At 33.4% G+C, this 12612-nt stretch carries 21 protein-coding genes; 2 read left to right on the plus strand and 19 right to left on the minus strand.

The features are described from left to right. Positions 1-120: 120 nt before the first annotated feature. The 14 genes from GNE05_RS11140 to GNE05_RS11195 all read right to left on the minus strand — a co-directional run bounded on the left by GNE05_RS11140 (position 121) and on the right by GNE05_RS11195 (position 8108). Entirely contained in the window at positions 121-1104 is a 984-nt protein-coding gene (locus GNE05_RS11140; RefSeq protein ID WP_062623451.1) for a phage lytic cycle repressor MrpR family protein, read from the minus strand. A 20-nt stretch (positions 1105-1124) separates the two neighbouring features. After that, positions 1125-2474 (minus strand): DNA sulfur modification protein DndB, encoded by a 1350-nt coding sequence (locus GNE05_RS11145; protein ID WP_014417909.1) that lies wholly within the window; start codon positions 2472-2474, stop codon positions 1125-1127. Positions 2475-2550: 76 nt separating this feature from the next. Then, complete coding sequence (locus GNE05_RS11150) at positions 2551-3609, minus strand: tyrosine-type recombinase/integrase (RefSeq protein WP_021493555.1); 1059 nt, start codon at positions 3607-3609, stop codon at positions 2551-2553. A gap of 9 nt (positions 3610-3618) precedes the next feature. Next, the gene (locus GNE05_RS21015) at positions 3619-3783 is read right to left on the minus strand and encodes a hypothetical protein (RefSeq protein ID WP_021493556.1); all 165 of its coding nucleotides are present in this window, start codon (positions 3781-3783) and stop codon (positions 3619-3621) included. Between the two features lie 38 nt (positions 3784-3821). After that, entirely contained in the window at positions 3822-4052 is a 231-nt protein-coding gene (locus tag GNE05_RS11155; protein WP_014471999.1) for a hypothetical protein, read from the minus strand. A 14-nt stretch (positions 4053-4066) separates the two neighbouring features. Further along, positions 4067-4279 carry a hypothetical protein gene (locus GNE05_RS11160; RefSeq protein ID WP_014472000.1) on the minus strand — a complete coding sequence of 71 codons (213 nt, stop codon included), beginning with the start codon at positions 4277-4279 and terminating at the stop codon, positions 4067-4069. 149 nt (positions 4280-4428) lie between these two features. Beyond that, on the minus strand, positions 4429-4584 hold the full coding sequence (locus GNE05_RS21020) for a hypothetical protein (RefSeq protein WP_201741781.1): 156 nt from the start codon (positions 4582-4584) through the stop codon (positions 4429-4431). A gap of 127 nt (positions 4585-4711) precedes the next feature. Further along, positions 4712-4843 (minus strand): lysogeny pheromone AimP family peptide, encoded by a 132-nt coding sequence (locus GNE05_RS11165; RefSeq protein WP_021493559.1) that lies wholly within the window; start codon positions 4841-4843, stop codon positions 4712-4714. Positions 4844-4872: 29 nt separating this feature from the next. Beyond that, a complete protein-coding gene (locus GNE05_RS11170; protein ID WP_160182797.1) occupies positions 4873-6012 on the minus strand; it encodes an AimR family lysis-lysogeny pheromone receptor in 1140 nt (379 codons plus the stop codon). Positions 6013-6196: 184 nt separating this feature from the next. Continuing rightward, the gene (locus GNE05_RS11175) at positions 6197-7246 is read right to left on the minus strand and encodes an LPO_1073/Vpar_1526 family protein (protein WP_053574294.1); all 1050 of its coding nucleotides are present in this window, start codon (positions 7244-7246) and stop codon (positions 6197-6199) included. Then, complete coding sequence (locus GNE05_RS11180) at positions 7247-7453, minus strand: hypothetical protein (protein WP_053574293.1); 207 nt, start codon at positions 7451-7453, stop codon at positions 7247-7249. It abuts the gene before it with no gap. Between the two features lie 42 nt (positions 7454-7495). Next, positions 7496-7627, minus strand: a complete 132-nt coding sequence (locus tag GNE05_RS11185) for a hypothetical protein (protein ID WP_108702409.1) — start codon at positions 7625-7627, stop codon at positions 7496-7498. Between the two features lie 11 nt (positions 7628-7638). Next, positions 7639-7854: a hypothetical protein gene (locus GNE05_RS11190; protein ID WP_053574292.1), complete on the minus strand. Its 216-nt coding sequence runs from the start codon at positions 7852-7854 to the stop codon at positions 7639-7641. Between the two features lie 2 nt (positions 7855-7856). Further along, a complete protein-coding gene (locus GNE05_RS11195; protein ID WP_160182798.1) occupies positions 7857-8108 on the minus strand; it encodes a hypothetical protein in 252 nt (83 codons plus the stop codon). Between the two features lie 70 nt (positions 8109-8178). Here GNE05_RS11195 and GNE05_RS11200 point away from each other — a divergent pair, with 70 nt between their 5' ends. Further along, positions 8179-8361: a DUF8096 family protein gene (locus GNE05_RS11200; RefSeq protein WP_014417903.1), complete on the plus strand. Its 183-nt coding sequence runs from the start codon at positions 8179-8181 to the stop codon at positions 8359-8361. A 10-nt stretch (positions 8362-8371) separates the two neighbouring features. Here the strand turns inward: GNE05_RS11200 and GNE05_RS11205 are convergent, their stop codons facing one another. From GNE05_RS11205 to GNE05_RS11225, 5 genes are all read right to left on the minus strand, one after another. Next, positions 8372-8596 carry a hypothetical protein gene (locus GNE05_RS11205; RefSeq protein ID WP_160182799.1) on the minus strand — a complete coding sequence of 75 codons (225 nt, stop codon included), beginning with the start codon at positions 8594-8596 and terminating at the stop codon, positions 8372-8374. Between the two features lie 24 nt (positions 8597-8620). Further along, the gene (locus GNE05_RS11210) at positions 8621-8848 is read right to left on the minus strand and encodes a hypothetical protein (protein ID WP_160182800.1); all 228 of its coding nucleotides are present in this window, start codon (positions 8846-8848) and stop codon (positions 8621-8623) included. A gap of 50 nt (positions 8849-8898) precedes the next feature. Further along, on the minus strand, positions 8899-10209 hold the full coding sequence (locus tag GNE05_RS11215) for an RES domain-containing protein (protein ID WP_160182801.1): 1311 nt from the start codon (positions 10207-10209) through the stop codon (positions 8899-8901). Positions 10210-10340: 131 nt separating this feature from the next. Next, on the minus strand, positions 10341-10544 hold the full coding sequence (locus GNE05_RS11220; RefSeq protein ID WP_014470137.1) for a helix-turn-helix domain-containing protein: 204 nt from the start codon (positions 10542-10544) through the stop codon (positions 10341-10343). A gap of 93 nt (positions 10545-10637) precedes the next feature. Then, positions 10638-11075 carry a hypothetical protein gene (locus GNE05_RS11225; protein ID WP_201741782.1) on the minus strand — a complete coding sequence of 146 codons (438 nt, stop codon included), beginning with the start codon at positions 11073-11075 and terminating at the stop codon, positions 10638-10640. Between the two features lie 286 nt (positions 11076-11361). Between GNE05_RS11225 and GNE05_RS11230 the strand changes: the two genes are divergently transcribed. Continuing rightward, complete coding sequence (locus GNE05_RS11230) at positions 11362-12453, plus strand: acyltransferase family protein (protein WP_160182803.1); 1092 nt, start codon at positions 11362-11364, stop codon at positions 12451-12453. Positions 12454-12612: the final 159 nt, after the last annotated feature.

A 12612-nucleotide genomic window follows, 5' to 3' on the forward strand; every position in this document is an offset into this window, starting at 1 on the left:
TGTCGAATTCTGAAAAATATGAACAAAATCCTGATATTTTTTTAAAAATACCACGAGTTAACTCACATTTGTTTTATTTTTACTCTGAAAGTTATGTAAAGTTAATCCCTGTAACAGGGATTAAGAATTAGTCTCAATTACTTCAGACTTGATACAATATTTTTCTAAGTTCTCCATATTCACTACTTTCCTCAGTGTTTGTGAATTAAACTCCGCGTCTTCATTCAAGAACCCATATTGTCGAGTTATTTGTTTATAATCAGGTACTTTTAATTCACCCTTCTCTTTATATATCGCATACGCCATGTTGAGCTTTCCTGAATTGATAAGATTTTTAGGTGTAAAGAAGGGTTCTTCTAAAAATTTTTGAAACTGACTAAAAGAACGATGAACTAAAAATTTGTCAGCTTTCATACTCTGATTAGAGCTCTTATATTTTAGCCTAAAAATATTTTCGCTTTTAACTAATGTGGCAAATTTGTTTTTAAGGCTACTATCTGGCGAACCATTGCTAAGATGATATGTTCTTTGGTCATTAGCACGCTTAAGTAACTCATAACATTTATCGCTTACAGTAATTATTCTTACACCATGTTTATCATCTACTAGCTTTACCTTGTTATCATCGAGTAAATCGTCACCTGTTAAATTCAATAACTCTGAATGCTGATAACCATCTATACCTTCATAAATAGCCTGTATCATGGCCTTATCCTGATAATTAATCATAAAATCAACATACTCTTCTACTTCTTTATTGGTGAATAGTGTTTTTTTGTTTTTATCTATAAACTGCTTTAAGTCACCATCCTGTATCTGATACACTTTGTTGATGTTACTGTTTGCCAAGCCATTTTCCATTGCCCAGGTTGTGTATTGTCCAATTACAGCTCGTGCTCCTCTTAATGAGTCTATAGATTTGCTATCCAAATCGAAAAATAACGTACGCAGCTCTTCCAAAGAAAAATTAAATATGTCTTTTTGAAGTATTTTTTCTGTAGCTGAGAAATCCCTTAGCCTTAGCCAATAATGGTTTCTTGTTGCTTCACTTTCGTATTTCTCTAAAAACTTTTCCTTCAATTCAGCATTATATATTTCACTCATATTAAATTCTCCTTTAGGCTTTAAACAACAGCAATTTCATCATAAAACATTCGCTTAAGTTTCTTCTTCATAATATTCTTTAGTTGATTCTCATTATTTTGTCTTCCTAATTCTTCAAACACTCTTCCGCTTTTACTAAAGTCAATCGTATTAAGGATATTTTCAAGCTTGTTTAGTTCTACATTGTTTTCCTTCATCTTCTTGGCCAAATAAACATAACCGTAAAACATTACGTTATGATTAATGTATGATTGCTTTCTAATGGACGATAAATCATCTTCAAGAAATTCGTCTGGGAAGGCATAAAAAAGGTTATCAAAAAAGTCTACCAAGTATTTCGCAATTTTCAACGCATCTTTTCGAGATTTCAGCTCAAATGCATCGTCTATAGCTTCTGATAAAGTATAATATGTTACAAGGAAATTGCTATCGATACCAATTTCACTTTGTGGGCTTATTTTATTTTTAAGTTCACTTTTAAATTTCAGCTGCTCGACAACGGTTGAAGAATACCGTTTTTGTCCCAATTCTTCAATTCTGGATTTTTCAACTGGGTTTATGGTATTCATTTGAGCAAAGTGAACCTTAGCCTTTTCTTCATCGTAATTGAGCACATTTAAAATGAATGGTTGATCTAATTCAGGGACTTCAGCAATGGCCTTAACAATACCTGAAATTCGATGATATCCATCAAGAGCATCTAATAAGGTTCCTCGTGTTACAGTGAGGGTTTGGTCGCTTGGATCATATTCAACTTCTTCATCACCATCAGATGTTCCAAGACGAGCGTTAAAAGTTAACATTGATACAATTAAATCGCCTTTAATAAACAATTCTTTGATCTCATCAACTGATTTAGGGTTTGTTTTAGGTACAGGGATAAGGCTGCCCTTAATGTATTTTCCTTCACGCTGAGTATTGTAATTGTACTGCAGGATGGAGCTATTATATAACTCGCTAAGTTCCTTGGCAGTAATGGAAGTGACATAGTTATCCTCTTTAATTTTAATCACATTTTTGAACTTGTATGGTAGCTTAACTACTTCTTCACCGGCGAATACTCTCCCACCTTCAAGCTCTTTTGCCAATCTGGTTGGAAAATAATTTGAGGGATCTAAAGCTGGAGCCCCAAGAATTGAATACATCTCTTTTGAAACAATGTACACTTCTTTTTCGTTTAAACGCTGTACGTTGTTATCATTATTATTTAAAATTTCTTGGATATAACCAGGGAGTGCCTTGTATTTGTCCGCCATTGTGGCTTTTAATTCCTTCACCATATTGGAATCACTTTTAATATCAATAAGATTTTTCTCTATTTCAGTTTTTAACTTATAAAGTTTATCCGTTGTTAACAAAACTTCAGACACATTATCACCTCACATAATCATATTAAATTTATCATTATTTTCATAAGCAAGTAAAGCTTTTATGTGATTATTTATATCACTTGTTCAAAAACATTTTAAGTTTACTCTGTATATACATGTCTGATTTTAAAAAGAATTCTTTATATTGCTCTAAGGTAACATCTTCTAAAAAGGACATGTCTTCTTTTTGATCAACCAAAACCCCTGGATCTTGAGAATAATCCCTTTCATTGACTAAATAATGGTCATTTAAAGTATTGATATTGCTGTGACCAGAGAATGCTGCCACTTTTTTAATATCACTATTAACGCTGTAAGAAAAGTTTGTTGCAGTATTGCGTAAACTATGCGGAGTTATCTTTCTTTCTTTGGGAATACCCATAACTCTACATACGCGATTCCACATATCCTGTATTGAATCAACTGTTAACTTATGAAATAACAGTTCATGTTCCCCATACTCTTGCTTTAACAGCAACAACTCTTCATAGAAAGCTGTGGAAATTCCAACTGGCCTAGCCTTTTTTTGCTTAGTTTTTTTAAAGTTGACGAGATAGCATTGGTGCTTTTCTGAATAAGTAATATCATCCCACCCAACTCTAAGCACCTCTGATTTACGCCCACCAGTACGTGCACTAAACAAAATAAACATCTTTTTCATTAATCTGTTCTGACGCTCAGTAACATACGCTGCCTCAGCAAATTCATCAGCTTCAGATATTCCTTCAAAAGACCCTGCTGGGTTCTTTTCTGTTGGAAGAGGTCTAAAATTAAATACAGATGAATCACACTCATGTTCAGATTCAAGATACTTAATCATACTTTTCAGTGCGGCAATCTTATTGTTAATTGTTGAATTGGAGTTACTTTTATTTTTAGCCAAATGAGTTCGATAATCATACAGGTCGCTCTTCTTGATCGCCAGGTCACTCTCAGTTAAATATTCAATATCCTTGGCAGCATAGTGGTTGAAAAACTCTCTTATATGCCTTTCATACGTGGCTCTAGTATTAGACTTTTCAATTTCTCCAGTTTCTCGATCCCTGTTTCTTAAATCTAATTCATCAAACCACCTATTTATGTTATTGTATATTGAATAATCCCTTAGTGTTGACGCTTTCTTTTGAGCTTCCATAATGACACCTCATATCATTTTTTTCATTAAGTATTGATCAAATTCTTTCCACGCAACAATCCATTCATTCTCACCTTGAATATTACTCAGCAGCATTATATTGGCGTTACAGATTTCCATTTGCTTTAACATGTCGTATTCTTTAAGAGCGTTAATTAAGATGTCTGTATTCATTTTATCACACCTAATTTATTTTTATCCTATAATAAAATTCAGTTTAGGACATTTACCCTCTCGTCCTTACAGACGTTTATAATTGGCATCCCCGTCAATTCCTCATAAAGCTCCTCTTCGAACCCAACCCATTCATCACTTGTCGCTTCTCTTCGTAGGAACTCATTATAAGCTACTGCTATCTCAGGCTGCTCTAGAAACTTTAAAACGATCATATGCTTTTTCCAAACTTTAGCCTTGTTTTCTTCTGTATAATATTTATTATTCATTTTATTTTTACTCCTTAAATACATTTTATAGAATTTTTTTGTTCTTTAATGAGGTTGTATTCTTTATGATTTTTTCTCATTGTAGTTACATTATTAGGTGTAAACACATCTGGATCCTCTAGGTGGAGATTGACTCGTGTGAAGTTCTTTAGTTGTTTTATGTATTGATATTGTCTTAATGATGTAATCTTCAACTCTTCCTTTTGAGTGGCACTGGTTGTTTCCATTGTTTCATCTCCCAACAACGTTCATCTTGTAACTTCATTATATATGTTGCTAGAATAATATGCAACAATTTATTTTATTTTTATCCAAGACAAATAACACATCCCCTTTGTATGTGTTAAAATGTCTGCTGATTTGTCTTTAATCTTCATTAGGATACCTTTGCTTTATATTTTGATCTAACCATATCTGCTTCATTTTCAAGATGATTATCTTCCTGGGAAATTTCTAAGTTAAGGTCTCCCATTTCCATGTATCCCTTAGCCATATCCTCATAAGAAAGTGATTGTCCGAAATGCTTTTTCATTTTAATTCCTCCATGTTCTTGTTTTTTATATTATGAATTTCTGGAACATTCTCTTAAAATTAGAAAAGACGCCTGATCCACTGGATCAAACGTCTAACCATTGATTATGTAGTATCCTGTTGTATTATTAAGCTCCCCGAATTGCACTTGCTACAGAGATCTCATCAGAAGCTGATGCCGTATTAACTGAATGTTGACCTGCAATGAATGAAATTGCTAATGATGCTAAAATGGCTGTACCGAAAATAATTTTTTTCATTAAATTCACCTCCTTTCAAGTACTAAATTCTAAATTAAATTTAGCAGCTCCGGGTCACAGCCTAATTTTTCGAGTTCTATTATTGCCAATTGGATAAAATATTTATCATCTGATTCTTTAAAATATGTTATTGATTTAAAAAAATCAGATTTTTGCCTCGATATTAAACCTTTATAATAAAAATAAAATCCTAATTCATTTTCATCTTGATCTCTTTTTGATAAGCTTTCTAATAATTCGTTAGCCTTGTCGAGATTATTACTTTTTATGTAATAAAAAGCCCTTAGCTGTTGATATTTGATTTCATTTGATTCATAGTTAACCCATAGATTTTCCTTGTTCCATACATTAGCTAAGAAGCAAAGAGCGCCATTTAGCATTTCTTCATGAGTATCATTCAGAACATACTTCTTTGCCTCAACATACGCCAGCATAGCTTCTTCATAATTTTCGAAAATTAGGGTATTACCTATTGTCAGATGTGCAAAGAAACATATTCGGTTCACATTGGACTGCATTATTGCAATATTTGAATGTTTCCTTGCTTCGATTAAATTGTTTTCGTTTAAGCTTATATTCGCTTTTAACATTGACACTCTACTTTTGTACGAATCTTTTATAAATCCTTCTGGTAAGCTTTTAAAATCTAAAAGTGTTAAGGTGCTTTTCATCAATCCGAACTCACCAATATTCAAGTATTTATACATCAGCATTGCATCTGAAAAAAATGACATTTCTGGAGCTTTACATCTCCCACATTCTCTTATTGCTTCTGGTATTGAGATTTCGTTTTTATATAGCTTTCTATGTATGTTGTAGATGTTACCCCATTCTTGACTTGTTGTGTTTTTTGAGTGGCATAAATTTAAAATAATCTTGTCTGTTAATGAATCCCATTGATTGATATCGGAGTATTCAACAGATTGTCTAGCGCATTTTTTGTTGGGATCCAGTGATAAGAAGTAATCACTTAGAAGCTGCTCCTCATTATCAGGAAACAAGCTTTTAACAATATTAATTAAACCGCCTAAGTTGTCCATTTCTTTCTCTGGGGTGTTGATGAATTTGTAAAAACCATTAACCTTTTCGTACCCTGCTATTTTTGAGAGTTTCGCTGCGAGCTGGCTGTCTTTTTCACATTCATTCTTAATCATCTGCTTAAGATTCATTGGTTACTCCACCCCTTCCCAACTAATGTTCCCTTGTTTATAATATACATTAGAGTTGTCAGAATTACAAGTATTTATTTTATTTTTATGCTAATTATTTTTTAAGGAATACTTATCTGTTTAAAATTCGTATTTTATAAAGACACAATTTTTCTTCACAACTGTGTCTTTTATTATTGTAATTTTATTTAGCTAAGGCTTCTTCTAATTTAATATCTAAATCTGTATTTTGATTAAGATTAGTAATAGCAATAACCTTTCCAACGGAGGTCATTCTAAACTCAGGAAGAGTAGTTCTGTCCCATATTTCATTTACTTTACGGATACTTTCATATCTGCTTATAGCCAAACTTATTTCATTTTCTGATTTAAGATGGTTTTTATAAAAATCAATAATCTTACTTTGATGCTGAATAAACACTGAACCCAAAATTTCAATTTTATCTAATAAATGAAAAAATCCCTGAACATTGAACTTATATAAATTATTTTCGTCTGAAAGAGGCGTAACCATTTCTTTTAGGATATTTGAATCTAGATAAGGAAATGTCTTAAGATAGTGCTCAAGATCAAAACCAGCTTGAAATATCCCACCGTATGCCATGTGAATCAAATAAGAAAAATGCTCATTTTGACCTTTTGTTAAGTTCTCGCATTTACAATACTCTAAATGCATCATCTGGTTTAATGAAGGGATTTTTTTTGGCAGAAACGGCACTGCATATTTATTTAACAAACAATTTAATTCTCCTATTGTTTGGCACGGAAAAGTTACTTCAGATAAAAGGAAGTGCAGACTTAGTAAATTAATGTGTTCAGTATTTAGCTTAGAAGAAACTTCTATTGCTTCATTGAGAACTACCTGTTTAAACGATCTATCCTTTTCTTTAGTCCGTTCAACTAATAATTCTTTTAACATCTGGTATAGATATTTTTCGCCAGACCTTACAAAATCCCTTTGTGCTACATAAATTATATATTGCAAGTCAGGATCAGAAAACCGATTAGGTAAATTGGGATTCTTAGAAAATTGTTCTAGAAAACCTTCAATTAAAGTATTTGCTCTTTCTGTAGCAATCTTATTAGCTTCTTGAGAAAGCTTATAAAAATTTTCTTTGAAAATATCGTTACATATTTGTTTTGCATCTCCATATGATAGCCCCGTTACATGTACAGTCTCTCCTTGGATATTGACGGAGTGATCTCCTCCACTTTGCGAGCAAGTCTTTTTCATCTATTTATCACCCTTGTTTTTAAAATCATTTATTTCTACATTACACCCTTGAATATTAACTGAATTGTCCCCGCCTTGTTGATTATATTTTGTATCATGAATGTCTTCCTTTTTTGTTTTCTTCCACTTTAAGCATATCCAACCTACAATAGGTAGACCGACACCGCTAAAAATCCACTGAATATTATTATATAAAAAGTCAATCAAAATCTAACCTTCCTTTCTTGAATACGAGTTAATTTCATCCGTTCACAAGGTATTCCATTCAACATATTCAAATCGCTGCTGATAAAGGTCTTCCAGGATTGTGGCCCATTCAATCCATCCATCCGCAACAATGCTTTTTTTCTCTCCATCCTCAATCCATTCAATCCAGTACACCTGAACACTCCTCACCTAGTAATAACTTCAATTTGCCTTATGGCAGAAGTGGCTTTAAACTCCGTATGTAGCTCATTTGCGATCACTAAAGCTTCTGACATTGTAGTGAACTTAGAAGCGCCATGAAGCCCCTTAGATGTCTTATAACCACTTCCATCTAATTTAAATGACTTGAAGTAATCATCATTTTCAAATTGAATAACAAAAAAGTTATCGATAACCGGCATAGCTAACTCCTCTTCAGCAGACCAGCAATTTTTATGGCCAGTGGCAGCAATCCAATTAATATGTAAAACACCATGATATTTATTTTATTCTTAAAGAACAGTTCAATCATATTCTGCTCCATACCTGGTGAAAATGAATCAATCAGTTCCTGTTTAAATTCTTCATCGTAAACCTGATCAACAAATAAAGCTTTAAACCCAGATAGAAAGCCAATACCCAGCCAGAGTATTAAGAAATATGCTATTCCAATCAAATTAAAGCCCTCCTTATATACATCGTCTGGTATTATAGTAGTGTTAAATACTTTGTGTAGGTGAAATTTAATGGAAGAGAAAGATTTTGAGACTAATGGCTACGATGTAACAGTTGTATATGATTATAAGGAGTACCCCGATGTTAAATATGGACGCTGTGACAACTGTGATTACGCTTTATTCAAGAGTTCAGTGAAAAGTGGTGTGTTTTTACGTGAGTGTCGTAGATGTGGTATGAAGAAGAGCATTTAAATGCTCTTTTTTATTTCACTGGAATCATGTAGCTTACATATACTTCAATTCCGTCTGCAGTTTTATATTCCGCAATTTTGTCTGGATCCGATTCAATCTTTTCAATAAGCCGCTTTGCACTTTTATTACCCTTTTCACTATTTGCTGCAACAATCCAAGACCAATAATTCCACTCAGTGATGCAGGACTTAATCTTTTCTGGTATCTTATGACCTATTGTGTAAACCTTTATCACGTATACTCCCCTCCCAAGCTCGCATTATTTAATCCAATTTGCTTGTGGAACGTTCAATACTCGATATTGTTCATCTAAGTAAGCATGTTTCCTTTCCCAATCACTTTTCTTCCACGCTTCTTGATTTGTGAATGACATATCTAATGGCTTTGGGTATTCTCCGTCCACCCAGCCATCTTCAATATGATTTAGTTTGGCTTCGTTGCCTTTATCTTCGTATTTGTACCAGACAGTTATCATTTTGGCTGCCATAAGTCATCCCCCCTTTAAAATCGTAGTTTTATTTAGATATTCAGTTACAGTTAGTCTTTAACAACTGATCTATATCTAATTAAAAAGGCCTCTAGTCTCCCCAACTCTGTTTTATGGTAATCATGATGAGTCCCTTCGGTTTCTGGAAATAATGGATTTTTGAAAGGAAGCGATTCTGGTGAGTCCTTAAGACTTTGGAACGTTTCCCAAGCTACGGGGTCGTATATTTGGAATGTATCGCCCAATAACGAACAATGTCCACTGTCTTTTCTTTGCCTAACAGGAATAGCATAATTCTTATATAGCTTGTAATTTTCAATTGTTTGTCTGTTAATCTTAGAAGACAAATAACAGATTCCCCAGTATTCCGAAGACTTTGACTGTTTAACCCATTCAAGTAAAAATTGAGAAATTATATATTCTGGTTTAAAAACATCGCTTTTATTTTTCACTCTTATTGTACACACAGATATTAAAATCCATGTCATCAAGTAATCATCAAATTTATAATCACCACTAAGCTCAAAAAATTTTTTAAGGTTGTCAGCGAGTTCTTTAGGTGAAATACTCAAATTTAAAAGTTTCAATTCATCATTTTCAAGGTGAAAAACTGAAGTATAGATACTTTCATAATCAGGACTCTCTATTTCTTCCCAACAAACCTGAGCCGAGCTACCAAGGTAAAGACAAGGAAATCCAGGTATACTAAAACGTTGTGTTTTTATAATACCCCTTATCTCAAAGGGAATATGAAACATGTCCTCCTTAGAAGAAAGAACTTTAGTTTTACTAGACCTCATTCTAAATAATTCATTAGGAATACGTATACTATCAATATTGTATAAGAGGTTCTTAATATTTACCTCTTTTGAAAACTCCTCCATCCCCTTTGCGAATTCAACATAGGCCTGATGCACAGATCCGTCTAAGTATAAATCAATTGTTTTAGTAATTTGTTTTGCAAAAGACTCAATCTTGGTTATTTTTAAAGGGTTGAATGATGTTGTAGGTGGAAGCTTAGACAATTCTGCAATATATTCTGAATATAAATTCTCCATAAAAACATCTAAATCTTCACCCGTTCTTTCTATTGGAATATCGCATTTATCAATAATAAAACTTAATATTGGATATATTTCAATAGCCCATTCAATTAAAATGTCTAACCTTTCTTTATTTGAAAAGGTATTTATATTAATTTTTTCCTCCTTAATAACATCATTGGTGTTTTTGTCTGTGAATTCAGGTTTTACTGTTAACTCTTTAAAAATATCAAATGCAAGCTCTTTCAAAGAATCATTAATTTCCTCATGTTTCGATAAGTCTTTTTTTAGCCTTTTAGCTTTTCTATACAAATCCATTAATGTTCTCCTTATTAATTTTTCACCTTTTCCATAAAAGTACGATTTTATGTAGACCCAGAAAATTTGTAAGTATTTACTGTTCTTGTAACTTTAGTATACCATGATCACTTTAAGTGATCAATATCTTTTTAATCTTTTTTGTAAATCAACAGCTCATGCAGCTCAATGTCTAAATATGTGCAGACTTTATCTAACAGGTCTCTTGGGTACCGCTCCATTTCATCATGATACAGCTTCCTAACTGTGTTAAAACCATGGTCAATATCATTGGACAGCTTTCGAATACTGATATTCCTTTCGTCTAATATCGGTTTTAAATTTGATTTAATCAATTTAACTACCCCACATTCATTATGTATGATCACTTTAAATTATCATTATATCCATAAAAAAGGTCAAGGATATACCTTGACTATGTATTAAGCTTACCAATCATCATCCGGCTCATCATGTTCGAATCCATAAAAGCCTTTAATCCAGACGTCACCGCAGCCGGTTCCTTTTGTGATACTTAAGTAATGATTCCTGTTTGCATCACCATTCACCTTATCCTCTGCGCTCAAGTTCAAATGATTTCCCGTGAAATTCTTTTCACTTAGAGTAAAATCATAACCTGCCAGTGTAATTCTTTGGAGTTTAAAATTTAATGTACAACCTTCAGCATTGTAGATGGTGAATCTGTATCCCAACTTAGTTGGCCAATATTCGAGATTGGTGTCATCAGCCATAAAAAAGCCCGTTTCATTCTCAGTCATTTTAAAGCTGACCTTATGTTCATCTTTTGTAATCTTAGCCAAAGTACTTCCGCTACTCAAACACCAAGTTAAAGACAATGCAGCAATACTCAAACCCAACTTTTTCATATCCACTCCCCCTCTTCCCAAATTATACAACACTTGAGATTAAAGTAGAGTGAACAGGCACGCAGATTCTTCATTTTTCTGTATCAACTATGATATAGCTAGATATTCATAAATCTATGAGTATCTACATGTATTTATAATGATATTACACCTTTATAGAGAACAAAAATATTTATTTTAATTCATTTTAAAGAACGATTCTGCCAATTTTATGATATAATCATCACTGCCTATAAGTAGCTTTTACTGCTTATTCGCCATATGGTATAGGAAAGAGGTTCTTTTAATGAACGTAAAACATACTAACTGTTTCTTTGTTATCAGGCTGTTTGCTGCTCTGTGTGTGTTAGTTGGTCATGCTACAAGAGATCTAAACATTTCTGTCTTTGGTTATACCCCAGAGAGCAAAGCAATATTTCACACCGGCATATCAATCTTCTTTTTTCTAAGCGCGTTTTTTCTTTTCACTTCTTATGAGAGATCCAAGCTTAAAGGAAATAATGTAATCGATTTTTATTGGAGCCGAATTATCAGGATCGCACCCGCAATTTACACCTATGCTATTGCCTCCACTGTGCTGCTAATTGTTCTGGGAGCTCTTTCATTAACGGTATTCACTACTAAAGAGTACTGGATATGGCTTCTGAGCAATCTTGTGCTGTACCCTCAATACTTCCCTGACATCTTCCATCACATTGGCACAGGTCGCCTTAACGATTCACTTTGGACAATTCCTGTTCAGATTAGCTTTTACCTGGTGTTACCCGTAATTTATTGGTTTTATAAACGTTTCGGATTCCAAAAAATGATTCTTTGCTCTTTTGCTGTTGCCGCTTTCAGTGTGTTAGTCTCTTTCATAATTTTAAAGTTCGCGCCTGGCAGTGTGTTCGGTAACCTGTACTTACATTCTTTCCTGCCGCAGATGTTTTATTTCACTTTGGGCATCTTCTGGGCTAAGGCATGGAGCAAGTCACCGCAGCATATCGTTTTATTTTTCTGTTCTATAATTTTATTTTTATTCTTTAAATTTGACCTTCTACATCTCAGCTCAATAAACAGCACATTATGGAGCTTTTTATGGTTCATTCCCTTGAGCTATGCAATCATTTGGTTCGGGTACAATGGGCCGAAGATATTGTGGCAGCTGAACCGGTTAGATGATATCAGTATGGGGATTTTCATATGGCACATGGTGATCATCAACATCTTCTTATACACTGGAATTAATAAAACATTGTCTGATTACCCGCTGATCATAGCCCTAATTGCTGTTACTGCTAAATCCGCATTTCTTTCGTACAGAATAGTGGAAAAACCCGCTCTTAAATTACGTAATATCAAGAAAAACAAACCAGTCAAAACAAGGATTGCGAGCTAACTGCAAGGGCTGTTCTTATGTAGGCAGCCCGAATCCTGTTTAGCATGAAATGGTGTTTTTATTTAAAATAGGCTTTGGAATACTAACGTTTCATCAAATAGCTTTGATATTTTCGCTTTCACAAGATGGACAGTCTTCATCAAAGTCATCGCCAATCCA

This window comes from Bacillus sp. AM1(2019) (assembly GCF_009906915.1).
GTDB classification, from domain to species: Bacteria; Bacillota; Bacilli; order Bacillales; family Bacillaceae; genus Bacillus; species Bacillus velezensis.